Origin of the sequence: Delftia tsuruhatensis (genome assembly GCF_903815225.1) — a bacterium.
Lineage (GTDB): Bacteria > Pseudomonadota > Gammaproteobacteria > Burkholderiales > Burkholderiaceae_C > Comamonas > Comamonas tsuruhatensis_A.
This window is the reverse complement of the sequence record NZ_LR813084.1, coordinates 1,635,438-1,658,925: the sequence shown is the minus strand read 5'-3', so window position 1 is coordinate 1,658,925 and position 23,488 is coordinate 1,635,438. Positions and strand designations below refer to the sequence as shown.

Annotated in this window: 20 protein-coding genes; 12 read left to right on the top strand and 8 right to left on the bottom strand. The window is 69.5% G+C overall.

From position 1 onward, the window contains the following. Window positions 1–14: 14 nt before the first annotated feature. Window positions 15–1,358 (top strand): NADP-specific glutamate dehydrogenase, encoded by a 1,344-nt coding sequence (gene gdhA / locus L1Z78_RS07525; RefSeq protein ID WP_234640911.1) that lies wholly within the window; start codon window positions 15–17, stop codon window positions 1,356–1,358. Window positions 1,359–1,517: 159 nt separating this feature from the next. Here the strand turns inward: gdhA and L1Z78_RS07520 are convergent, their stop codons facing one another. Beyond that, window positions 1,518–2,660 (bottom strand): trans-sulfuration enzyme family protein, encoded by a 1,143-nt coding sequence (locus tag L1Z78_RS07520; RefSeq protein WP_234640910.1) that lies wholly within the window; start codon window positions 2,658–2,660, stop codon window positions 1,518–1,520. A gap of 171 nt (window positions 2,661–2,831) precedes the next feature. Here L1Z78_RS07520 and L1Z78_RS07515 point away from each other — a divergent pair, with 171 nt between their 5' ends. Beyond that, complete coding sequence (locus tag L1Z78_RS07515) at window positions 2,832–3,758, top strand: LysR substrate-binding domain-containing protein (protein ID WP_234640909.1); 927 nt, start codon at window positions 2,832–2,834, stop codon at window positions 3,756–3,758. A gap of 24 nt (window positions 3,759–3,782) precedes the next feature. Here the strand turns inward: L1Z78_RS07515 and L1Z78_RS07510 are convergent, their stop codons facing one another. Further along, the gene (locus L1Z78_RS07510) at window positions 3,783–5,102 is read right to left on the bottom strand and encodes a serine hydrolase domain-containing protein (RefSeq protein ID WP_234640908.1); all 1,320 of its coding nucleotides are present in this window, start codon (window positions 5,100–5,102) and stop codon (window positions 3,783–3,785) included. A 109-nt stretch (window positions 5,103–5,211) separates the two neighbouring features. After that, entirely contained in the window at window positions 5,212–6,084 is an 873-nt protein-coding gene (locus L1Z78_RS07505; RefSeq protein WP_234640907.1) for a methylglyoxal synthase, read from the bottom strand. 142 nt (window positions 6,085–6,226) lie between these two features. Between L1Z78_RS07505 and L1Z78_RS07500 the strand changes: the two genes are divergently transcribed. Continuing rightward, window positions 6,227–7,126, top strand: a complete 900-nt coding sequence (locus L1Z78_RS07500; RefSeq protein ID WP_234640906.1) for an alpha/beta hydrolase — start codon at window positions 6,227–6,229, stop codon at window positions 7,124–7,126. Between the two features lie 32 nt (window positions 7,127–7,158). Here L1Z78_RS07500 and L1Z78_RS07495 read toward each other — a convergent pair whose 3' ends face one another. Next, on the bottom strand, window positions 7,159–8,598 hold the full coding sequence (locus L1Z78_RS07495; protein ID WP_234640905.1) for an alpha/beta hydrolase: 1,440 nt from the start codon (window positions 8,596–8,598) through the stop codon (window positions 7,159–7,161). A 303-nt stretch (window positions 8,599–8,901) separates the two neighbouring features. Here L1Z78_RS07495 and L1Z78_RS07490 point away from each other — a divergent pair, with 303 nt between their 5' ends. Beyond that, on the top strand, window positions 8,902–10,563 hold the full coding sequence (locus L1Z78_RS07490; protein WP_234640904.1) for an ankyrin repeat domain-containing protein: 1,662 nt from the start codon (window positions 8,902–8,904) through the stop codon (window positions 10,561–10,563). Window positions 10,564–10,568: 5 nt separating this feature from the next. On the opposite strand, the gene L1Z78_RS07485 is transcribed toward L1Z78_RS07490, so the two are convergent. Then, window positions 10,569–11,816, bottom strand: coding sequence for a YeeE/YedE family protein (locus tag L1Z78_RS07485; protein ID WP_234640903.1), 1,248 nt, complete (start codon window positions 11,814–11,816; stop codon window positions 10,569–10,571). Between the two features lie 150 nt (window positions 11,817–11,966). Next, the gene (locus L1Z78_RS07480; RefSeq protein ID WP_234640902.1) at window positions 11,967–12,932 is read right to left on the bottom strand and encodes a sulfurtransferase; all 966 of its coding nucleotides are present in this window, start codon (window positions 12,930–12,932) and stop codon (window positions 11,967–11,969) included. 201 nt (window positions 12,933–13,133) lie between these two features. Here L1Z78_RS07480 and L1Z78_RS07475 point away from each other — a divergent pair, with 201 nt between their 5' ends. From L1Z78_RS07475 to L1Z78_RS07440, 8 genes are all read left to right on the top strand, one after another. Continuing rightward, entirely contained in the window at window positions 13,134–14,330 is a 1,197-nt protein-coding gene (locus L1Z78_RS07475) for a multidrug effflux MFS transporter (RefSeq protein ID WP_234640901.1), read from the top strand. Between the two features lie 28 nt (window positions 14,331–14,358). Then, the gene (gene miaA, locus L1Z78_RS07470) at window positions 14,359–15,336 is read left to right on the top strand and encodes a tRNA (adenosine(37)-N6)-dimethylallyltransferase MiaA (protein ID WP_234640900.1); all 978 of its coding nucleotides are present in this window, start codon (window positions 14,359–14,361) and stop codon (window positions 15,334–15,336) included. Window positions 15,337–15,349: 13 nt separating this feature from the next. Continuing rightward, entirely contained in the window at window positions 15,350–16,051 is a 702-nt protein-coding gene (locus L1Z78_RS07465) for an ABC transporter ATP-binding protein (protein WP_234640899.1), read from the top strand. Window positions 16,052–16,070: 19 nt separating this feature from the next. Continuing rightward, a complete protein-coding gene (locus L1Z78_RS07460) occupies window positions 16,071–18,650 on the top strand; it encodes an ABC transporter permease (RefSeq protein WP_234640898.1) in 2,580 nt (859 codons plus the stop codon). Between the two features lie 20 nt (window positions 18,651–18,670). Beyond that, window positions 18,671–19,738, top strand: a complete 1,068-nt coding sequence (locus L1Z78_RS07455) for a PLP-dependent cysteine synthase family protein (RefSeq protein ID WP_234640897.1) — start codon at window positions 18,671–18,673, stop codon at window positions 19,736–19,738. Window positions 19,739–19,745: 7 nt separating this feature from the next. After that, the gene (locus L1Z78_RS07450) at window positions 19,746–20,843 is read left to right on the top strand and encodes a carotenoid 1,2-hydratase (RefSeq protein WP_234640896.1); all 1,098 of its coding nucleotides are present in this window, start codon (window positions 19,746–19,748) and stop codon (window positions 20,841–20,843) included. 70 nt (window positions 20,844–20,913) lie between these two features. Continuing rightward, window positions 20,914–21,165, top strand: a complete 252-nt coding sequence (locus L1Z78_RS07445; protein ID WP_234640895.1) for a type II toxin-antitoxin system ParD family antitoxin — start codon at window positions 20,914–20,916, stop codon at window positions 21,163–21,165. Next, window positions 21,162–21,488, top strand: coding sequence for a type II toxin-antitoxin system RelE/ParE family toxin (locus tag L1Z78_RS07440; protein ID WP_234640894.1), 327 nt, complete (start codon window positions 21,162–21,164; stop codon window positions 21,486–21,488). Before L1Z78_RS07445 ends, L1Z78_RS07440 begins: the two co-directional genes overlap by 4 nt. A 69-nt stretch (window positions 21,489–21,557) precedes the next feature. Here the strand turns inward: L1Z78_RS07440 and L1Z78_RS07435 are convergent, their stop codons facing one another. Together L1Z78_RS07435 and L1Z78_RS07430 are read right to left on the bottom strand one after the other, a co-directional pair. After that, entirely contained in the window at window positions 21,558–22,556 is a 999-nt protein-coding gene (locus L1Z78_RS07435; RefSeq protein ID WP_234640893.1) for a branched-chain amino acid ABC transporter permease, read from the bottom strand. A 27-nt stretch (window positions 22,557–22,583) separates the two neighbouring features. Continuing rightward, the gene (locus L1Z78_RS07430; RefSeq protein WP_234640892.1) at window positions 22,584–23,468 is read right to left on the bottom strand and encodes a branched-chain amino acid ABC transporter permease; all 885 of its coding nucleotides are present in this window, start codon (window positions 23,466–23,468) and stop codon (window positions 22,584–22,586) included. Between the last annotated feature and the right edge of the window lie 20 nt (window positions 23,469–23,488).

Below are 23,488 nucleotides of genomic sequence, written 5' to 3'. Positions count from 1 at the left end.
CAGAAGGTTCTCCTATGAAGTACGAGTCCGTCGGCCAATTCCTCGACGAAGTGGCGCAACGCAACCCTGGCCAGCCCGAATTCCTGCAAGCCGTCACCGAAGTGATGGAAAGCCTGTGGCCCTTCATCGAGAAGAATCCCAAGTACGCCGAACACGGACTGCTGGAGCGCCTGGTCGAGCCCGAGCGCGTGGTGATGTTCCGCGTCAGCTGGACCGACGACAAGGGCCAGGTGCAGGTCAACCGGGGCTTCCGCATCCAGCACAGCATGGCCATCGGCCCCTACAAGGGTGGCCTGCGCTTCCACCCCTCGGTCACGCTGTCCGTGCTCAAGTTCCTGGCCTTCGAGCAGACCTTCAAGAACGCGCTGACCACGCTGCCCATGGGCGGCGGCAAGGGCGGCTCCGACTTCGACCCCAAGGGCAAGAGCCCCGCTGAAGTCATGCGCTTTTGCCAGGCCTTCGTCACCGAGCTGTTCCGCCATGTGGGTCCGGACACCGACGTGCCGGCCGGCGACATCGGCGTGGGCGGCCGCGAGGTCGGCTACATGGCCGGCATGTACAAGAAGCTGTCCAACAGCGCCGCCAGCGTCTTCACCGGCAAGGGCCTGTCCTTCGGCGGCTCGCTGATCCGCCCCGAGGCCACCGGCTACGGCACCGTCTACTTCGCACAGGAAATGCTGGCCACGCGCGGCCAGTCCTTCGCCGGCAAGACCGTGTCGGTGTCCGGCTCGGGCAACGTCGCGCAGTACGCCGTGGAGAAGGCCATGCAGCTGGGTGCCAAGGTGGTGTCGGTCTCCGACTCCTCGGGCACCGTGTACGACCCCAACGGCTTCACCACCGAGAAGCTGGCCATCCTGATGGACGTGAAGAACCACCGCTACGGCCGCGTGGACGAGTACGCCAGGCTGGTGGGCGCCGAATTCCTGGCCGGCAAGACGCCGTGGCACCTGAAGGTGGACGTGGCCCTGCCCTGTGCCACGCAGAACGAACTCAATGAGCAGGATGCCAAGGTGCTGATCGCCAATGGCGTGCTGTGCGTGGCAGAAGGCGCCAACATGCCCTCCACCATCGAGGCCGCCAAGGCCTTCGAGAAGGCCGGCGTGCTGTACGCGCCGGGCAAGGCCAGCAATGCCGGCGGCGTGGCCACCTCGGGCCTGGAAATGAGCCAGAACGCAGCGCGCCTGTCCTGGCCCGCCGAGGAAGTGGACGCCCGCCTTCTGCAGATCATGCAAGGCATCCACGCCGCCTGCCTGAAGTACGGCAAGCGCGAGGACGGCACCGTCAGCTATATCGACGGCGCCAACATCGCCGGCTTCGTGAAGGTGGCCGACGCCATGCTGGCCCAGGGTGTGATCTGACCCTGCGCTTCACCCCCTTGCGCACCAAAGCCCATGCAGCCCGCTGCATGGGCTTTTTGCATGCCTCTTCCCGCAGGACGCACGCCCTGCGCCGTGGACCCGCCCAGGTCCGCCATGATCGAGGCATGGGGCGCACGACCGTCGGACGGTCATGTCGATTCAGGTCGCTGCGCGATGGGCCGCCCGCTGCAGCGCCTGCAGGACATCAGCGACAAGATGCTCCGAGGGTTCCAGGCCGACGGCCAGACGAATGATGCCAGCCTGCACCTTGCAGTACGTCCGCTTCGCCTGCTCGGCCGCCGGGTAGTAGGCCGCCAGGCTGTGCGCGCCGCCCCAGCTCGCCCCGATCTGGAAGACCTTCAGCGCATCGAAGAACGGATGGACCTCTTCGGTCGATGCAAGCCTGGGCACAAACGAAAGCACGCATCCACCCCCTTTGAACGACGCCTTCCAGCGGGCATGGCCTTCGTCCCCCGCAAGCGGCGGAAACAACACGCGCTCCACCATGGGGTGCCGGGCCAGTTTCTCCGCCAGGGCCAGCGCGCAGGCACATTGGTGGGCATACCGCAATGCAAGGGTGTCCAGCCCCCGCAACGCGAGAAAGCAATCGTCGGGGCTCACGGCTTGCCCCAGCACACTCTGGGCCGTGCGCAGCTTCTCATAGAGCGCGCGACTTGCGGTCGACAAGGCCCCGAGCAACAGGTCCGAATGCCCCCCCAGGAGCTTGGAGACGGCCTGGACCACGATATCGACGCCAGCGGGCACCCCCTGGAAGCCCAGAGGTGACGCCCAGCTGTTGTCGAGGACGGTCAGAATTCCGTGGGCCTTCGCTGCCTTCACGATGGCGGGAATGTCCTGCATCTCCATGGTCAAGGAACCCGGGGACTCCATGAAGATGAGTTTCGTGCCGGGCTTGAAGCGGCCGGCGATCTCCGCGCCAATGGCCGGATCGTAGGTTTCGCACTCGACCCCGAAGCGGCGAAGGTATTCGTTCGCGAAAGTTCTCAAAGGCCCATAGCAGGAGTCGGCGATCAGCACATGGTCGCCCCAGCCCAGCAACGCCAGGCCGATCTGGCACAAGGCAGACTGCCCCGAGGGACTCGCAACGCAGAAGGGGGCGTTTTCAAGGCATGCGATGCGCTCCTCCAGGGCGCGGGTCGTCGGCGTACCCGTCACGCCATAGGTATATCCGTCGAACAAGCGCTCCTTGCGCGTCGTGAAATCCGCGATGTCATCGAACAGGACCGTGGAAGCGCGCCATATGGCGGGCGACAGGCTTCGGAAATCATCAATCTTGGCCACTGGGAAAGCCCTCTTCATCTCAAGTTGGAACGGCACGCCGCGCAAACCTGCAATCCCGCAAGGATTGCGCCTGGCGTCAAGGCCAGGTGAACACCCATCGCTCATCTGGCAACCCGGTAGCCACTCTAGGATCTCATCCGATTACAATCAATGATCTGGACATGCAACTCCATGATCAAACCTTATGGGCTGTTGATGAATTTCCGCCAAGTCGAAGCGTTCCGGGCAGTGATGGTCACAGGCTCTGCCTCGCGCGCCGCAGACCTGCTGAACGTCACCCAGCCTGCCATCAGCCGCAGCATTCTCGAGCTGGAGAAGGCCACGGGATTCCAGCTGTTCGACCGGGTGCGGGGCCGGCTGGTCCCCACGGCCGAAGGACATCTCTTCTTCCGGGACGTCGAAACCACCTTCCAGGGCCTGGATCGCCTGAAGGCCAGCGCCGCGCGGATTCGCGACTTCGGCACGGGAGACATCCGGGTGGCCAGCCTGGCAGCCATGGGCTCCACGCTGGTGCCGCATGCGTTGAGACTGTTCAGGGCCAGGCACCCGGCGATCGCGATCACATTGCAGGTGACGGCTTCCGCCACCGTTCGGGAACTGCTGATGAGCAGCCGCTTCGACGTGGGACTGGCAGCGGATGAAATTGATGTCGCAGGCCTGGAGCATCAGCTCTTCGCGACCCCCCAGGCGATGTGCGCCCTGCCGGCAGGACACCGCCTGGCCGAACGGGCGGTCATCACGCCACAGGACCTCGCCGGCGAGTCCTTTATCGCGCTGTCGCCGGAAGATACGGTCCGGCGCAAGCTGGAAAAAGTCTTTCTCGAGAATGGCGTACGCCCGCGCATCGTGGCGGAGACGCCCAATTCGTCAACCGTCTGTGCGCTGGCGATGGAGGGGCTGGGCGTGGGCCTGGTGAACCCGTACTCGGTGGACGGCTATGCGTCCCGCGGCGTCACATTCCGGCCCTTTTCGGCAGCCGTGCACTTCAGGACCTTGCTCCTCTTCCGGCCGGACCTTCCGAAATCACGGATCGTCCGCGACCTGGCTGCATGCCTGATTGAAGCCCGGAACGCGCGCGCCGACCGGCTGGTGGGCTAGCGCCTGTTGTGCACGGCGCAGGGCTCAGGGTCTGCCGCGCACCGCATCGGCCAGCGCCGCCCAGGCCTTGAGCGTCAGCGCATGGGTAAAGCCCGTGCCCGCCACGGGATGCGACGACAGCTTGACCACCACCATCTGCGCGGCGGGATTGACGTGGATGAACTGGCCGTGGATGCCGGCGGCCTCGTAGGCGCCATCGGCGTTGTGCAGCACCCACCACTGGTTGCGGTAGCTGTAGCCGGGCCGCGCGGCCTGGATGCCGCGGAACTTGAACTGCTCGCGGTCGCCGCCACGCGCGATGTCCTCGATCACCGCCTTGTCGAAGACCCTGGCGCCATTGAAGCTGCCGCCCAGGCGCAGCATCTCGCCCACCCGCGCCAGGTCGCGCGCCGTGGCGTTCAGGCCCGCGCCCTGCAGCGGCGTGCCCGTGCTGTCCACCATCACATAGGCATCCTCCTGCATGCCCAGCTTCTGCCAGATGTTCTCGCTCATGAGATCGCTCCAGCGCCGGCCCGTGACGCGCGAGACGATCCAGCCCAGCACCTCGGAGTGCACGGTGCGGTAGACGAAGCCCTCGCCATGCGTGCCTTCCTTGGGAAGGGTCTTGAGGAAGTCGTAGACATTCGCCGGCCCGGTGTATCCCGGCGGACGCGGCAGCAGGCCCGACGCCCAGGAATAACCGAAGATCTCGGTCTTCGGATCGGCATAGTCCTCGCGAAAGCGCACCGCGCCCGTCATGTCCATGACCTGGCGCACCGTCATGTCGCCCCAGGCCGATCCTTCCAGCTCGGGCACGTACTTCGTGACCAATGCCTGTGGATCGATGCGCCCTTCGTGGGCCAGCTGCGCCGCCATCAGGCCCGTGAACGACTTGGTGACCGAGAACAGCAGATGCGGCGAGCTGGCCTGCATCTGGTTGGCATAGCGCTCGAAGACCACGCGCCCCTTGTGCAGCACGACGACGGCGTCGGTATAGGTGCGGTCCAGCCATTGGTCCACCGTGACGGGCTGGCCCTTGTCATCGTCAAAGCGCAGCGCGCCCAGCGGCATGGGCGCCTCGGGCAAGGCGGAAGGCGGCGCGGCGCCACGGCGGATGTTCTGCGTGGGCTGGATCTCGCGCAGGTGCTGGACCACCCAGCGCAGCTGCGGATAGCGGTAGCCGTTGGACACGTCGACGCGCTTGTCGGCCGCCGGAGGAAAGCCCTGCATCAGTCCCAGTTGCTCCAGGCGCACGCTGTCGGGCGGCGGCAAGGCCGGCGCCGGGGACTGGGCCGCGGCCCAGGCCGGCAACAGGGCCGCCGCGGCCATCGCCAGCCGGGAAGGCACAAAGAGCTTTCGGACCATCGCTGTCTCCTGGAGTTGGGGAAACGACCAGTCTTGCAGAATGCCCTTGCCCGGTCATGGGTGTTCCCCCGCCCGTCGGCCCGCAGACTGTCGTCTGCGCGACGGCGGATCAGCGGCGCGTCACGGCCGCGTCGCACCAGCGCTGGGCCACCTGGGGCGAGGTCATGCAGACCGTGTCGTGCGTCACCGTGGTCACGGCGCGCTCCAGCAGCTGGATGTCGGCCTCGTGCTGGCGTGCCACATGCGGATCCTCGAAGAAGATCACGCGCTGGCAGCGCCGGTCCAGCACCAGGTCGGCGATCTGGGCATCACCCCCCAGCGGGCCGCTGTTGTAGCGGTCCACCCAGGGCCGGTCCTCGGGCCAGCCACGGCTCCAGGCCATCTCGTTGAGCCGCTGGCCCGTCGTGCCCGTGCCCACGCGCCGGCCGAAGCGCGACAGCAGCTCGAAGTTGCGCGCCGCGAACTCCAGCATCGTGGGCTTGAGCGCATCGTGGGCGATCAACGCCAGCGTCTGCTGGCCGTAGTCATGAAAGCGCCGCGCCCCCGCGTCGGCGGGCAGGCCGGCATGGATGCGTTCCATCTCCACCCAGTCGCGCGCCGAGGCCACGGTGGACAGGAAGGGCTTGCCATGGATCACGCATTGGCGCTTGAGCGCCACGGCCTCGGGGAAGATGGAGGAGGGATCGACGGGATCGGTGAAGTAGATGGCGCCGTCGATGGTGCGTTCATCGCCTTCCACGCCCACGACCTCGGCCACCAGCTTCATCAGCCCGCCTTCGCGTCCATAGGGATAGCGGCGCAGGCCCCGGTAGGAGGCCAGCATGCCGGCGGCCTGGATGGCATCGAAGGTGCGGCCCACGGCATGCAGGCCCAGCTGCAGCTCGCGGATACCCGACTCGCAGGCTCGCAGCCAGGAGAACAGCGCGGCATCCTCGGTCTGGTGGTGGATTCGGTTGGCGGCAAGGCCCAGGCGTATCGGCATACAAGAATGATCCATCGGAGGGGGCTGCCCGCGGCGCCCCCGCGGCCCGTGGGCAGGGTGCAAGAATAGCGCCATTGCGTGACGGCCGGCCGCTGTGCCGGGCACTGAACTTTTGACCGTTTCCCGCCTCCATCCAGGCTTGATGTCCAAGTCGCCCCCTCCCCCGTCCGCCCGTCGCTGGCTGCGCCGCACCGCGCTGGCCCTGGGCGCGGCCGCGCTGCTGGCCGGCACCGGCTGTTCGGTCCTGGACACCAAGCAGCGCGAATGGATCTTCCAACCCAGCGACCGCAGCTGGCCCGGCGCCAACACGGCGGGCATGGAGGATGTCTGGATCGACATGCCCGCGCCCCATGGCGCCGGTGCCCGGCTCCACGGCCTGTGGCTGCCCGGCGAGGCGGCCGATGCGCCCGTGCTGCTGTACCTGCACGGCGCGCGCTGGAACGTCGCCGGCTCCTCGCCACGCATGCGGCGCCTGCATGAGCTGGGCTTCTCGGTGCTGGCCATCGACTACCGGGGCTTCGGCAAGAGCAGCGCCGGCCTGCCTTCCGAGGCATCCGCCGCCGAGGATGCGCGCGTGGCCTGGGACTGGCTGGGCCGCAAGGCGCCGGGCCGGCCACGCTACCTGTTCGGCCACTCGCTGGGCGGCGCCATCGCCATCGACCTCGCGCGCCAGGTCGATGACGAGGCCGGCGTCATGGTCGAGGCCACCTTCACCAGCATCCCCGACGTGGTGCGCAGCTTCCGCTGGGGCTGGCTGCCCGTGGGACCGCTGATCACGCAGCGCTTCGCCTCCATCGACAAGGTGGCCGGCATTGGCTCGCCGCTGCTGGTCGTGCACGGCAGCGCCGACCCGCTGATTCCCGCCACGCTGGGCCGCCAGCTGTTCGAGGCCGCCAGCGAGCCCAAGCGCTTCGTGCTCATCGAAGGCGCCAACCACCACAACACCCAGTCGCGCGCCATGGACCAGTACCGGCAGGCGCTGGGCGAACTGTTCGGCCTGCGCCCGCCCGCGCAGCAGGCGGCCCAGGCCGCCCTGCACTGAGCTTCACGATCCCCGGCCAGCGCCGAGGGATCCTAGGAGCAGCTGGCCGCGGCCTGCGAGATCACCGCGCGCAGCTGGCGCGTGGTGGAGCTGTCGTCAGGGCCCAGCGTGTTGCGCGTGTAGCGGCAGCCGTAGGTGGGCGCGGCCACGGTGGCCGGGGTCTGCACATCATCGCCGCCCGGCTTGGCGCCGCCCTGCTCCCACTGCACCATGGCGTCGAAGGCCTCGACCTGCTCGGCCACCGTGAAGTCGCAGTGCGAGGCCCCCCGGATGGCGCGCTGCACCAGCCACTGGCCACGGCCCTTGTCGGCCACGCGGCGCTGGTAGATCTGCTGCATGCTGAACGGCACGTAGAGGTCGCCCAGCGTGTGCAGCGTCACCACGGGGATGCTGATGTCGCCTGGGCTCACGGGAATCCAGCGCAGGCCGTCGCGGCGCAGCCGGTTGGCGTCGGGCGCGGCCGTGCGCTTCTGGACGGACGCGTTGAGCGCGGCCGAAGCGGCGGCATCGCCATCGATGCGGTAGGTGAAGCGCGTGGTGTCGGTCACATTCCTGTTGAGGATGCCGTTGACCGATCCGTCGCTGCCGAACACCCCCCAGACCGGCGCGAACGAGCCGCCCACGGCCACGCCCAGGTCGAACAGCGGGCGCGGGCCGCCCGTGAGGTTCTGGATCACGGACAGATAGGCGCGGCCCGACGCGGTGGGCGCCGCCGGGAAGCTGGTGAACAGGGTCGATGTCACCTGCCCCTGGATGGCCGCCCACTCGGTCAGAGGGCGCTGGGCCACACCGGCAAGGGCCTGGGCCGTCACCTGGGCCCCCGCGAAATAGTCGAACAGCTCGGTATCGCCCATCACGCCGCACATGGGCACGGCGCCCTGGTAGCGCACCTTGTTCCTGGCCGTGGCCAGGGCCTCGGCCTCGATGGCCGCCGCCGTGACATGGCCGCCCATGGAATGGCCGGTGATGTACAGGCGCTGCGGCTGGGCCAGCGGCCGGCCGTGGGCGGCCGCCAGTCGGTTGAAGGCCAGCGCCAGGGCATTCGTGTCCTCCACGCCGGCGCGCACGTCGTAATAGTTCTTGCTGTAACTGGACGCCGCCCAGGCGTAGCCGTTCTGGATCAGGTGGCGTCGTATCGACGGATTGGTCACATTGAGCGCATTGCCCTCACCCGCATAGCCGTGGGCGTACATCACCAGGCGGCCGTTCCAGCGGGCCGGCACCTCGATGCGGTAGGCCGCGCCCTCCAGCACACCCGCCCAGCGGCTGGTGCTGGCGTTGTCCACGGCATCGCCCGGCGCGGCAGCCAGCGCCTCGAAGGTGGTGGCCGAGGGATTGGCGGGCGAGAAGCTGCGGCCGTCCTGGGCACGGACCTCCTCCGGCGCGTCGCCGTCCCCGCCGCCACAGGCCGCAAGGGCCACGGTGGCCACCAAACCGAGAGATTTCCAACGATTCCAACGCATGGCTCGCATAAAGCTGTCTCCTTGTGGATGGGAATGAACCGGGGACCGGAGCCGGGTTCTGGCGCAGGTGCCGACGCAGCCTATGCCAGGCACGGTGACGGACATGCCGGTAGGAACCCGCAGCCCGGGCCTCGGGCTGTCGCATACATGACGGCCGCCTTGCGATAACATCGGCCCTCGCGGTGCAGGCCGCGCCCGGACCCGCGGGAAGGGTTGAACCCACTTGCATGCGCTTGCGCGCCTTCTTCCTTTTCACATGCCTTTGTGCAGCCGAGATGCGGGTCGTCGGTGTCTGCGCACGGAGGTATTCCAGTGAAACGCATCCCCGCCCGGCCCGACATGGGCCATCTCAAGAAACAGGCCAAGCAACTGCTGGCCGCGTACCGCGCCGGCTCGGCCGGGGCCATGGTCGCATTGCGCACCTTCCTGCCCGCAGCCTCGGGCCAGGATGACCAGGCCCTGGCCGCGATGGACCTGCGGCTGCACGACGCCCAGTCCTGCATCGCACGCGAACATGGCTTCGCCTCCTGGAGCGAGCTGTCCGGCTATGTCGCGGCCTGCCAGCGCCTGGCGGACGACCCCGGACAATCCCGGCGGCACTGGCTGGCCCTGGTCTATGCCGGCGATGTGGCCGGCGGCACCCAGCGCGGCCAACCCGCCCTGGCCCTGCGCCTGCTGGACGAGCGTCCGGACCTGGCAGGCAGCGACCCCTGGGTGGCCTGTGCCACGGGCGACCTGGCCGTGCTGCGCGAAACCACGCAGCGCGACCCGGGCTGGCTCCAGCGCGCGGGCGGTCCGTTGATGCTGGTGCCACTGATCGCCGTCACGCATTCGTCCCTGCTGCGCCTGCCGCAGTTCGCCGATCGGCTGCGCGCCTGCGCGCGCTGGCTGCTCGATGCCGGCGCCGACCCGCACCAGGGGATCGGCAACCGCTGGCCGCCGGCCAGCCTGCAATCGCCCTCCGAGACCGAGCGGCTGTCAGCCCTCTACGGCGCGGCAGGCCAGAACCACGACGTGCAGCTCACGCAGATGCTGCTGGAGGCGGGCGCCGACCCCAACGACGGCGAATCGCTCTACCACGCGCTGGACGGCAGCCCGGCCAGCCGCGAATGCACGCGCCTGCTGCTGGAGGCAGGGGCGCGCGTGGATGGCAGCAATGCCCTGTTCCGCGTGCTGGACCTGGACGATCTGCCGGCCTTGCACCTGATGCTGGCGCATGGGGCCGACCCGAACGAGGACAACGGCCAGGGAGAATGGGGCCGCCCCCTGCTGTGGGCCATACGCCGGCGCCGTTCGCCGGCCCATGTGCAGGCCTTGCTGCAGGCCGGTGCCGATCCGGCCACGCGGACACCGCAGGGCCTTCCGGCCACCACGCTGGCACGGCGCTTCGGCCTGGCCGAGGTGGCGGACCTGCTGGAGCAGGCGACACAGGCCGGCCCCGCCTCGCCTGAAGAACAACTGCTGGCCGCCTGCGCGCTGGGCGATGGAGCGGCAGCCCGCGGCCTGCTCGATGCCCATCCCGGCCTGCTGGCCGGCCTGGCCCCCGGGCAACTGCGCATGCTGCCCGAACTCGCCGCCCTGGGCTGCCTCGATGCCGTGCGCTGCATGGTGGAGCTGGGCTGGCCCATCGCCGCGCGCGGCGGCGACTGGGATGCCTCGGCCCTGAACCAGGCCGTGTTCCGCGGCGATGCGGCCATGGCGCGCTTCCTGCTGGAGCATGGCGCCCAATGGACCGAACGCCATGGCTACGGCGACAACTGCGCGGGCACGCTGTGCTGGGCATCGCTGAACCAGCCCGAATCGCCCGCCCCCGGCGGCGGCGACTGGCTGGGCTGCGCCCAGGCCTTGCTGGACCATGGCATGCCCAGGGCCAGGCCCGATCCCCAGATGCCCGGCTGTGTGCTGATCGATGGCAACCGCCAACGCTATCCGGATGAGATCACGGACCTGCTGCTGGGCGTGACGCCGGACTGAGCGCCTCAGCTGCGGCTGGCCTGCCAGTTGCGCAGCACGAAGCCCAGCCACAGCGCGGTGAACACCGCGGCGCCGAAGACCCAGCCCGACAGCGCGCCGGCCATGCTGCCCGACAGCAGCGTGCCGATGGTGCAGCCCAGGCCGGTCATCGCGCCCCAGCCCAGCAGCGCGCCACCGCCCAGCCCGCGCGCCACGTCGCGCCAGCCGGGGCGGCGCGGCAGCCATTGGCGGCTGGCCACGGCCGCCCCCCAGGCGCCGGCCACCAGGCCCAGCAACAGCACGGCATGGGGCGTGAGCAGGCTGTTCACCACGGCCGTGGCGCAACCACCCAGGGTGTCCAGGCCGTGCAGGCGCTCGGGCACCCAGCCGCCCGACTGGGCCCAGCCGCGCACCGTGCTGCCCAGGGTGGTGGTGACGCCCAGGGGCCGCATGCGCACGATGGCGGCGGCCGCGATCAGGCCCACGGCCAGCCCGCCCAGCGCAGGGTTCCAGCGGCCTCGCCAAAGCCCCTGCCAGAGCTGGCCCAGGCCTGGCGTCTGCGGCTGTACCTGTCCGGCCTCGGGCCGGGGCCATGCCCGGCCCGCTCGCGCATGCACACGCCAGATCCAGGCAGCCAGCAGGCCCAGCACGGCCAGTTGCAACGCCAGCGCGCCACCATAGCCCAGGTGGGCCGGCAGCCAGACCACGGGCGCATCGGCGATGGCCAGGCTGTACAGGCCGTTCCAGCTGCGAAAGCCCAGCACGAAGCCCAGGCCTGTCCCGGCCAGGGCGAACGGCGCCACGGGCGAGCCCTCGCCCAGCCGGTACCAGTGGGCGCTGATGCACGAGCCGGAGAGCGACATGCCCGCGCCAAAGGCCAGGCCCGCCAGCACCAGCACCCAGCTGACGGGGCCGATGTGCATGTCGGGCGGCAACTGGCCCGGCTGGGGCACGGCGACCCAGCTGCCCAGCACCACGGTCATGCCGACCGAGCCCACGGCCAGCGCCAGCAGGATGGACAGCACGCCACGCGGGTCACCGGACTCGAACCAATCGCGCGCATGGCAGTAAAAACAAAACCGCGCGCGCTGGAGCACCAGCCCCAGCACCAGGCCCAGGGCCAGCGCGAACACCAGCGTGCGCCCGCCGCCGTATCCCTGCAGGTGCGCGGCCAGCGGCCCCGCCGCCGCCAGCACGGCGGCCAGCGGCAGCCACCGCAGCCCCTCGCGCACCGCCTGCCCGTCCTGCGCCTTCGCACCGCTTGCCGCTGCCATGGCCACCCCCACCGTCATGATTCAAAAAAAGGGGGCCCGCTGCACGCGGGCCCCAAAGGAGCCGGGCTTTTGCCAAAGCCACTCGTCATGCGCCTGATCGGATCAAAGCACTGACACCCCCGCCCGGCCCCCGCCTTCAAGGATTCCTGCTCACTTGGCGGCCCAGACCGTGCCTGCCGGATTGTTGATGGGCACGCCCACGGAGTTCCCGTACTCGGTCCAGGAGCCGTCGTAGTTGCGCACCTGGTAGCCAAGGATCTTGGACAGCGCGAACCAGGTATGGCTGGAGCGCTCGCCGATTCGGCAGTAGGTGATCACGGGCTTGCTGCCGTCGATGCCCACGCCGGCGTAGAGCTTTCTGAGTTCATCCGCCGATTTGAAGCTGCCGTCCTCGCGCACGGCCTGGCCCCAGGGCACGTTGACGGCACCCGGGATATGCCCGGCACGGATGGCCAGTTCGGGCACGCCGGCCGGCGCGAAGATCTTGCCCTGGTACTCGTCGGCCGATCGGATGTCGATGAGCCTGGCATCGCTGCGGCCTTCGGCCGAGGCCAGGGCATCGGTCAGGCGGGCACGCAGCGCGGTGTTGACCTTGCCCACGCGGTAGGTGGTGGCCGCATATTCGGGCGCACGGTTGTTGAGCGGGCGGCTCTCGGCCTCCCATTTCTTGCGGCCGCCATCCAGCAGCTTGACGCCCTGCACGCCATAGATGTCGAAGACCCAGGCGCCCCAGGCCGCGAACCAGTTGTTGGTGTCGCCATAGAGAACCACCGTGGTGCCGTCCTTCACGCCGGCCTGGGACAGCAGCTTCTCGAACTGTTCCTTGCCCACGATGTCGCGGCGCAGCTTGTCGTTGAGGTCGTTGTGCCACGAGAAGTTGACGGCACCCGGCACATGGGAGCGCTCGTAGAGGCCGGGGTTGACGCTGACCTCCACGATGCGCACATCCGGCCGGTTGAGGTTGGCGGCCAGCCATTCGGTGCTGACCAGCGGTCCCTCGGGAATCGGCGTGCTGGCATGGACCGCGCCGCCGATCAGGGCCACGCCGTACAGCAGGGTGCACGCGCCCTGGCGCAGGGTGGCGGGGAGGGAGGAAAAAGCGGTCAGCGTTGCCATCACGTTCCTTTGTTCACGGTTGCGTTGCGTCGGGTTGCTCTGCGATGCAATGTAGGCAGGGCCGCGGCGGTTCCCAACTGCCGAATGCGCAGATGGATATGCACCACCCATGCATGGACAGCGTTGCCCCGCGTTCTCTGCTACCCTCGGGCGCCTATGTCAGCGCCCCTGTCCCCCGCCACCGCTGCTGCGCAGCCGGCCATGTCCCCCGTCCTGGTCGTCGTCCTGCTCGGCCTGCTGCTGGGGTTGCAGCCGCTGGCCACCGACCTGTACCTGCCGGCCCTGCCCGCGATACAGACGGCGTTCTCCACCCAGGTCTCCCAGGTGCAGCTCACGCTGACGGCCTTCCTGCTGTGCTTCGGCTGCTCGCAGCTGGCCTGGGGGCCCTTGTCCGACCGCTTCGGGCGCCGCCCCATCCTGCTGGCGGGCATGGCCGTCTACGTGCTGGCCGCCCTGGGCAGCGCCAGCGCCGAGACCATGGAATCGCTGGTCGCCTGGCGCGCCCTGCAAGGTGCCTCGCTGGGAGCGGGCGTGATGTGCGCACGCGCCATGGTGCGCGACCTGTTCGCGCCCCACCTGGGCGCCCAGGTCATGTCCAAGGCGCTCACGGGGCTGGGCGTGATCGCCTTCCTGAGTCCCGTCAGCGGCAGCCTGCTGGTGGACGCGCTGGGCTGGCGCGCGACCATGCTGGCCCAGGCCCTGATGGGCGCGCTGGCCCTGCTGCTGGTGGCGCTGCGCTTCACCGAGACGCTGGCGCGCACCAATCCCACGGCGCTGCAGCCGCTGGCCCTGGCGCGCAACTGGATCACCATCCTGCGCCACCCCGGATTCCAGTCCTACCAGTTGCTGACCTGCTGCACCTATGCGGGCCTGTTCACCAATCTGGCCGCCTCCTCCTTCACCTACATCCAGGTGCTGGGCGTCAGCCGCACGGCCTATGGCCTGCTGATGGGCAGCAATGCGCTGTGCTACATCGCGGGCACCTTCCTGTGCCGCTGGCTGCTGCGGCGCATGCCCGTATGGCGGGCCGTGCAGATCGCGGGCCTGGCCAGCCTGCTGTCGGCCACGGCCATAGGCATCGCGGCGCTGGCCGATGCGCGCAGCCTCTGGGCCTATGCCCTGCCCTTCTACGTCTTTCAGGTCGCCCACGGCGTGCACATGCCCTGCGGGCAGAGCAATGCCATCGCCCCCTTCCCGCAGTCGGCCGGCACGGCTTCGGCGCTCAATGGCTTCACCATGATGCTGATGGCCTTCGCCATGGGACACTGGCTGGGCCTGCAGTTGGACGGCCAGTCCACCCGGCCCATGGCCTTCGGCATCTGGTTCTGGGGCGTGTGCACGGCCCTGGTCGCCTGGGTGCTGGTGCGCCGCCACGGCCGGGCCGAAGGCCACCGCTGATTTCATTTTTTTGCGCTCCCGCTTGCCCATGTCCACCGTTTCCCCGCTTCCCTGCCTGGCCATCGCCGGCCCCACCGCCTCCGGCAAGACCGCCGCCGCCCTGGCCCTGGCCCGGCTGCTGGCCGGGCACGGCCAGGCGGTGGAGATCATCAGCGTGGATTCGGCCCTGGTGTTCCGGGACATGGACATCGGCACGGCCAAGCCCACGCCCGAGGAACTGGCCACCTGCCCCCATCACCTGATCGATATCCGCGATCCGCTGCAGGCCTACAGCGCGGCCGAGTTCGTGCAGGATGCGCAGCGGCTGGTGGCCGCCATCCGCGCGCGCGGCGCCCTGCCGCTGCTGGTGGGCGGCACCATGCTGTACTTCAAGGCCTTGCGCGATGGCATCGACGACATGCCTGCCGCCGACCCCGCCGTGCGCGCCCGGCTGGATGCCCAGGCCGCGCAGATCGGCTGGCCGGCCATGCATGCGCTGCTGGCCGGGGTCGATCCCGCCACGGCCGCGCGCCTGGCCCCCGCCGACAGCCAGCGCATACAGCGCGCGCTGGAGGTCTGGCAGGTGTCGGGCAGGCCGCTGTCCAGCTTTCACACAGGCCGCAGCCTGGACGCCCAGGGCCTGGTCGCGCCCGGCGGCTTTTTCTCGCTGGAGCCCCGGGACCGCGCCTGGCTGCATGCACGCATCGCGCTGCGCTTCGACGCCATGCTGGAGGCCGGATTCGTCGACGAGGTCCGGCGCCTGCGCGCGCGCGGCGATCTGCACCTGGACCTGCCTTCCATGCGCTGCGTGGGCTACCGCCAGGCCTGGGAATCGCTGGACGGGCTGCACCCCATGGAGTCGCTGCGCGAACGCGGCATCGCTGCCACACGCCAGCTGGCCAAGCGCCAGATCACCTGGCTGCGCAGCATGCATGAGCGCCACGCCGTGGACTGCGACGCGCCCGATGCCCAGCAGCAACTGCTGGCCGCCGCGCTGGCGGTGGTCGATGCGGCCCCCGGCCGTTGAAAGGACCTTGCCCATGCCCGGCCCGATCCCTGATGCCGCGCCCCTGCTGGAGGTCCAGGGCCTGGCGCGACGCTACCGCGACGAGGGCGGCAACGACACCGCCGTCTTCGAGAACGTGGACTGCCGCGTGGCAGGCGGCGAGTTCGTGGCCATCGTGGGCGACTCTGGCGTGGGCAAGTCCACCCTGCTCAACTGCCTGGCGGGACTGGACGAATGGCAGCAGGGCCGCGTGCTGCACCAGGGGCTGGATCTGTCGGGACTCGACGAAGCCGGCCGCGCGCTGTGGCGGCGCAGCCATGTGGGCTTCGTGTTCCAGGCCTTCCATGTGCTGCCGCATCTGGATGTGTGGCACAACGTGTGCCTGCCTCTCATGCTGTTGCAGCGCCTCGATGCGCAGGGCCGCCAGCGCGTTGAACGGTTGCTGCAGGCCGTGGGACTGCAGGGGCTGCAGACACGCCTGCCCTGGCAGCTCAGCGGCGGCCAGTTGCAGCGCGTGGCCATCGCCCGAGCCCTGGTCCACGCACCGGCCCTGCTGCTGGCCGACGAACCCACGGGCAACCTGGACCCCGGCACGGCCGCCCAGATCATGGATCTGCTGCTGCACCAGACCCGCGAGCATGGGGCCGCCCTGGTCCTGGTCACGCACTCCATGGAAGCCGCGCGCCGCGCCGACCGCGTGCTGCGCCTGACGGCCCAGGGCATGCGGCCGGCCTGATCCGGGAAAGCGACCACGGATGCTCGCCCTGCTGCGTACCTTCTCCTGGCAGGAGCTGCGCCAGCACCCCTGGCGCACGGCCACGGCCCTGGTGGCCATCATGCTGGGCGTGGCCCTGGGCTTCGCCGTGCATGTGATCAACCAGTCGGCGCTGGACGAGTTCTCGCGTGCCGTGCGCACGGTCAACGGCCAGCCGGACCTGGAACTGCGCGCCATGCAAGGCGCCCTGCCCGAGGCCTTGTACGGTCAGGTCGCGCAGCAGCCCCAGGTCGGCCTGGCCGCCCCCTGGATCGAGGCCACGGCCCTGGCCACGGGTACCGGCCAGGCCACCGCCCCCATCCAGTTGCGCGTGCTGGGCGGCGACGCCTTGCGGCTGGCCTCCGTGGCGCCGGCGCTCATGCCCCGGCTGTTCGAAGGCGGGGGCCGGCTGGACCTGTTCGCGCCGGATGCCGTCTTCCTCAACGCGGCCGCGCTGGAGGCCCTGGGGCTGACGCCCGGACAGGCTCGGCAGGCGCCCCTGCCCTGGCAACTGGCCGGCCGCATGCAGACCCTGCGCATCGCGGGCACGGTGGCCGCATCCGGCCCGCCGCTGGCCGTGATGGACATAGGCGCCTTGCAGGACAGCCTGGGCCGCTGGGGCCAGGTGGACCGCATCGACGTGCTGCTGGCCGAAGGCGCCACGCGCGAATCCCTGCTGGCCGGGCTGCGCCGCCTGCCTGACTGGCCGGCCCAGGCGCTGGCCAGCCGCCCCGGCGACGACCAGCAGCGCATTGCCGAGATGTCGCGCGCCTACCGCGTCAACCTCACGGTGCTGGCCCTGGTGGCCTTGTTCACGGGGGCCTTCCTGGTGTTCTCGGTGCTTGCGCTCAGCGTGGCGCAGCGTGCGCCGCAGTTCGCACTGCTGGCCGTGCTGGGACTGACGCCGCGCCAGCGCCTGGGCCTGGTCCTGATCGAGTCGCTGCTGCTGGGCATCGCGGGAAGCGCTGCCGGCATCGCGCTGGGTGCGGGGCTGGCCTGGCTGGCACTGCATCTGCTGGGCGGCGACCTGGGCGGCGGCTACTTCGCGGGCGTGCAGCCGGCGCTGCAATGGAGCGCCGGTGCCGCGCTGACCTTCGGCCTGCTGGGGGTGGCCGCCACCGTCGCCGGTGGATGGTGGCCTGCGCGCCAGGCCATGGAGCTGCCACCGGCCGCCACGCTCAAGGGCCAGGGCGCGGGTGGCGAGCGCGCGGCGCGCGGGCTGCCGGCCCTGCTGCTGATCGCGGCCAGCGTGGCCCTGGCCTTTCTGCCGCCTGTGGGGGGTATCCCGCTGGCAGCCTATGCGGCCGTGGCCCTGCTGCTGCTGGGAGGCATGGCGGCCCTGCCCTGGCTGCTGGGCCAATGGCTGCGCCTGGTGCCCCGGTCCCTGCTGGGCCGCCCGCTGGCCCTGCTGCCCGTGGAGCGCGCGCGGCGCATGCGCCGCAGCACCACGGTGGCCGTGGGCGGCGTGGTGGCCAGCCTGAGCCTGGCCGTGGCGCTGACGGTGATGGTGGCCAGCTTCCGGGACAGCATGGTCGCCTGGCTGGACGCCGTGCTGCCGGCGCCGCTGTACCTGCGCATGGCCGGTGGCGCAGGCCGCGCCGACGCCGCGCAACTGCCCACTGACCTGGCTGCACGCATCGCCGCCCTGCCCGGTGTGCAGCGCGCCCAGCCCATGCGCAGCACCAGCCTGTGGCTCAACCCCGAGCGTCCGGCGGTGAGCCTGCTGCTGCGGCCGCTGCACGGCCCGCAGGGCCAGCAACTGCCCTGGGTGCAAGGGCCGGTGCCGGTGCCCCCGGGCGACACGGCGGTCTATGTCAGCGAGGCCGTGGCCCAGTTGTATGGCGTGCGGACGGGTCAGGCATGGCCGCTGCTGGCCCAGGCGCTGCAGGCCGACAGCGACCGCATCGTCGTCGCCGGCATCTGGCGCGACTATGTGCGCCAGTACGGCGCCATCGCCATGGACTGGGAGGACTACGGGGCCCTGGCAACGGAAGGTCCGACGACGCCGGGCCCCACCGAGATCGCCATCTGGCCCCTGCATGACGGCCCCGATGCCGTGCAGCAGCTGCGTCCGCGCATCGAGGCCCTGATGGCCGTTCCCGGCGCCGCCCGGGCGCTGGAATTCGCCAGCAGCGGCGCACTGCGCGAGCGGTCCCTGCGCATCTTCGACCGCAGCTTCGCCGTGACCTACTGGCTGCAGGCCGTGGCCATCGCCATCGGCCTGTTCGGCATCGCGGCCAGCTTCAGTGCCCAGGTGCTGGCGCGGCGCAAGGAGTTCGGTCTGCTGGCCCACCTGGGCCTGAGGCGGCGCGACATCCTCGCCGTGGTGGCCGGCGAGGGCATGGCCTGGACCCTGGCGGGCGCCATCGCGGGCACCCTGCTGGGCCTGGGCGTGGCCGTCATCCTCGTGCACGTGGTCAACCCGCAGAGCTTTCACTGGACCATGGAGCTGTCCCTTCCCTGGCCACGGCTGGCGGCCCTGGCGGCCAGCGTGGTCGCGGCCGGCACGCTGACCGCCTGGCTGGCCGGGCGGGCAGCGGCGGGGCGCAGCGCGGTGCTGGCGGTCAAGGAGGATTGGTAGCGGGCGGCCCGGCTGCGACAATGGCTGCCATGCCGCACACCCACTCCCCCTGGCTGCACGAGGCGATCAACCGCATCGAGGCCGACTACCAGCGCAGCGCCGACACCCACCTGATCCCGCTGCCCCTGCCCGGCTACGCCGCCCAGGGCATCGACCTGTACCTCAAGGACGAATCGACCCATCCCACGGGCAGCCTCAAGCACCGGCTGGCACGCTCGCTGTTCCTCTACGCGCTGTGCAACGGATGGGTGCGCGAGGGCTCGACCATCGTCGAGGCCTCCAGCGGATCCACCGCCGTGAGCGAAGCCTATTTCGCGCGCCTGCTCGGCCTGCCCTTCGTGGCCGTGATGCCGCGCGGCACCTCGGCCGAGAAGATCGCGCAGATCGAATTCCATGGCGGGCGTTGCCATCTGGTGGACAGCGCTGCCCAGGTCTATGACGAGGCCCGCAGCGTGGCCGTCCAGACCGACGGCCACTACATGGACCAGTTCACCTACGCCGAGCGCGCCACGGACTGGCGCGGCAACAACAACATCGCCGAAAGCATGTTCACGCAGATGCGGCGCGAGCGCCATGCCGTGCCACGCTGGATCGTGGTGGGAGCGGGCACGGGCGGCACCAGCGCCACCATCGGCCGCTATGTGCGCTACCAGCGCCATGCCACCCAGGTCTGCGTGGCCGATCCCGAGGGTTCGGTGTTCGCCGCCTACCACCGCACGGGCGACGAGACGCTCACGGCGCCGGGCTCGCGCATCGAGGGCATAGGCCGTCCGCGCGTGGAGCCCAGCTTCGTGCGCACGCTGGTGGACCGCATGGAGGAAGTGGCGGACTGCGACTCCCTGGCGGCCATGCGCAGCCTGTCGGCGCTGCTGGGCCGGCGCGTGGGGCCCTCCACCGGTACCAACTACGTGGCCATGCTGAGGCTGGCCCATGGAATGCGCGAGCGTGGCGAGCAGGGCTCCATCCTCTCGCTGCTGTGCGATGCCGGCGAGCGCTACCTGCCCACCTACCATGACCCCGACTGGGTGATGCAGCGCATCGGCGACTGCTCGGCCGCCCAGGCACGGATCGTGCAATTGCAGGGCTGAGCGCGGCATGCCCATGCTGCCCCGACGCCGCCTGCTGGGCCTGGCTGCCGCCATGGGCGCCGCGGCGGCCGGCATGCCCGCCCTGGCCCTGCCGCCCCGCGCGCTGGCCTTTGCGCGCGACCATGGCAGCCATCCGGATCTGCGCACCGAATGGTGGTACATCACCGGCCAGGCACGCGCCGCGGGCCAGGCCTGGGGTTTTCAGGTCACGTTCTTCCGCTCGCGCGTGGATGCGGCGCAGTCGCTGCGCTCGGCCTTCGCGGCGCGCCAGCTGCTGTTCGCGCATGCGGCGCTGTGTGACGTGCAGGCAGGGCGGCTGCACCACGACCAGCGCATCGCGCGTGCAGGCTTCGGCCTGGCCGAGGCGGGCGAAGCCGATACCGATGTGCGGCTGCAGGACTGGTCCCTGGCCCGGTCGGACACGGATGCCGGCGAGCGCTACGACACCCGCATCCGGGGTGCCGGCTTCGCGCTGGAACTGCGCTTCGAGACCGCCGATCCGCCCTTGCTCCAGGGCCTGGCCGGCCTGTCGCGCAAGGGCCCCGACCCCGGCCAGGCCAGCTACTACTACAGCCGCCCGCAACTGCGCGTGGGCGGCAGCCTGGAACTGGCGGGCCGGCGCATGGAGATCGAAGCCGCGCGCGAGCCTGGCGACAACCGTGCCTGGCTGGACCATGAATGGAGCCAGGCCCTGATGCACCCCGATGCCGTGGGCTGGGACTGGATAGGCATGAACCTGTTCGACGGCCGCGCGCTCACGGCCTTTCGCCTGCGCCGTGCCGATGGCAGCGCGCTGTGGGCCGGTGGTTCCCTGCGCGGGGCCGATGGCACCGTGCAGGTTTTCGCCGCCGACGTCGTGCAATTCACACCGCTGCGCCAGTGGCGCAGCCCCGCCAGCGGTGCGAGCTACCCCGTGCAATGGCAGGTGGACACACCCGCCGGCCGCTTCACGGTCCATGCCCTGGTGGACGCCCAGGAACTGGACAGCAGCGCCTCCACAGGCGCCATCTACTGGGAAGGCCTGTGCAGCCTGCAAAGCCGGCACAACCCTGTGGGCCAGGGTTATCTGGAAATGACGGGCTACGCCCGGCCGCTGCAGCTGTGAGAGGCGATGCACGAACTGGCAGAAGATTGCGGTTCTTGCCAAATTTTGCCAATCACCCCACACTCGTGCCATGAGCACCATGAACATCTCTCTTCCGGACAGCCTCAAGTCCTTCGTGGATGAGCAGGTCAGCCAGCGTGGCTACGGCACGAGCAGCGAGTACGTACGCGAGTTGATCCGCAAGGATCAGGAGCGTCTGCAATTGCGCAGCCTGCTGTTGGCCGGGGCAGGCTCGGCACCGGCTGCCTTGGCAGATGCTGGCTATTTCGATGGTCTGCGCAGCCGGGTGCGGCAGGATTCCAAGTCTGGCGTCAAGACGTGAAAGCCAAGGCAATCATCCCGCGCGAGCAGGCCAACCGGGATGTCGATGAGGCCCTCGCCTACTACCTGGACCAGGAGGCCGAATCCGCTGCGCTGGGGTTCATCGATGCGCTGGAGAGGGCATATACCCACCTCAGCCGCCACCCGGCCACAGGCTCGCTGCGGCATGCCCACGAACTGCACCTGCCCGGTTTGCGCGCCTGGCAGCTGACACGTTACCCCTACATCGTCTTCTACGTAGAGCATCCTCACCACGTCGATGTCTGGCGTGTGCTGCACGGTCAGCGCGACATTCCAGCGTGGATGCAGCCCGGCAACGAATGACAGCAGGCTGCCAGGACCTGCATGGTCCTGGCAGCCTGCTTTTGTGCAGCGCCTTGAAGCGCAACGATGTCAGGGGCTGCGCTTTTTCTGCAGCCAGGCGATCAGCTCGCCCATGATGCCCTTGCGGAACAGCAGCACGCAGACCACGAAGATCAGGCCCGTGACGATGGTCACCGACTCGCCCAGCGTGGAGAACCATTCCACCCCCGTGATGCGCTGCAGGAAGCTGCCGAACTCGCCGATCTTGTTCTCCAGCATGACCACCACGGCCGAGCCCAGGATGGGACCGGACAGCGTGCCCAGGCCGCCCATCAGCGTCATCAGGATCACGTGGCCCGAGGTGGTCCAGTGCACGTCCGACAGCGTGGCGAAGCCCAGCACCACGGTCTTGAGCGAGCCGGCCAGGCCGGTGAGCGCGGCCGAGATCACGAAGGCCAGCAGCTTGAAGCGGGCCACGTCGTAGCCCAGCGAGGTCGCGCGCGGCTCGTTCTCCTTGATGGCCTTGAGCACCTGGCCGAAGGGTGAATGGATGGTGCGCACGATCAGCAGGAAGGCCAGGGCCACGATGGCCAGCGTGACGTAGTACATGGTCAGGTCGCTGCTCAGGTCGACGAGGCCGAACAGCTTGCCGCGCGGCACGCCCTGCAACCCGTCCTCGCCGCCCGTGAACGGGGCCTGCAGGCAGACGAAGAACAGCATCTGGGCCAGGGCCAGCGTGATCATCGAAAAATAGATGCCCTGGCGGCGGATGGCCAGCCAGCCGAAGATCAACCCCAGCAGCGCGCCGCCGGCCGTGCCGGCCAGCATGGCCAGCTCGGGCGTCAGCCCCCAGCCCTTGATGGCATAGCCCGTCACGTAGGCCGCGCCACCCAGGAAGGCCGCATGGCCGAAAGACAGCAGGCCCGTGTAGCCCAGCAGCAGGTTGAAGGCCGAGGCGAAAAGTGCGAAGCACATCAGCTTCATCACGAACACCGGATAGGCGCCCAGCAAGGGGGCGGCCAGCAGGCCCAGCAGCAGCAGGCCGTAGCCCCAGGGGGCGATGCGTTGAACAAGCGTCTTGGATTTCATGTGGTCTGCCCCTTGTCCTCGTTCTTGTTATTTCTCTTTGCCGAACAGGCCGGCGGGGCGGATGAGCAAAACGATGACCATGATGAAGAACACCACGGTGGACGATGCCTCGGGCCAGAAGACCTTGGTCAGGCCCTCGATCACGCCCAGGCCCAGGCCGGTGAGGATGGAGCCCATGATGGAGCCCATGCCGCCGATCACCACCACGGCGAAGACCACGATGATGAGGTTCTGCCCCATCAGCGGCGTGACCTGGTAGACGGGTGCCGCCAGCACGCCGGCGAAGGCCGCCAGGGCCGCGCCGAAGGCATAGGTCAACGTGATCATCACGGGCACGTTCACGCCGAAGGCCTCGACCAGGCGCGGGTTCTCGGTGCCCGCCCGCAGGTAGGCGCCGATGCGCGTCTTCTCGATCATGAACCAGGTGGCCACGCAGACGACCACCGATGCCACCACCACCCAGGCGCGGTAGTTGGGCATGATCATGAAGCCCAGGTTGGTCGCCCCCTCCAGCAGCTCGGGCGTGTCGTAGCCCAGGCCCGAGACGCCATAGACCGAACGGAACAAGCCCTCGATCAGCAGCGACAGGCCCAGGGTCAGCAGCAGGCCGTAGAGGTGGTCGAGCTTGTAGATCCAGCGCAACAGGAAGCGCTCGATCAGCACGCCCAGCAGCCCCACCAGCAGCGGCGACAGCACCAGCATCACCCAGTAGTTGATGTTGAAGTAGCTCATGGCCATCCAGGTGACCATGGCGCCCAGCATGAACAACGCGCCGTGGGCGAAGTTGATCACGTTGAGCAGGCCGAAGATCACCGCCAGCCCCAGGCTGAGGATGGCGTAGAACGAGCCATTGACCAGCCCCAGGAGGAGCTGGCTCATCAGGCCTGGCAGGGAAACACCGAAGATTTCCATGGGATGCAGCGGTCGTGGTT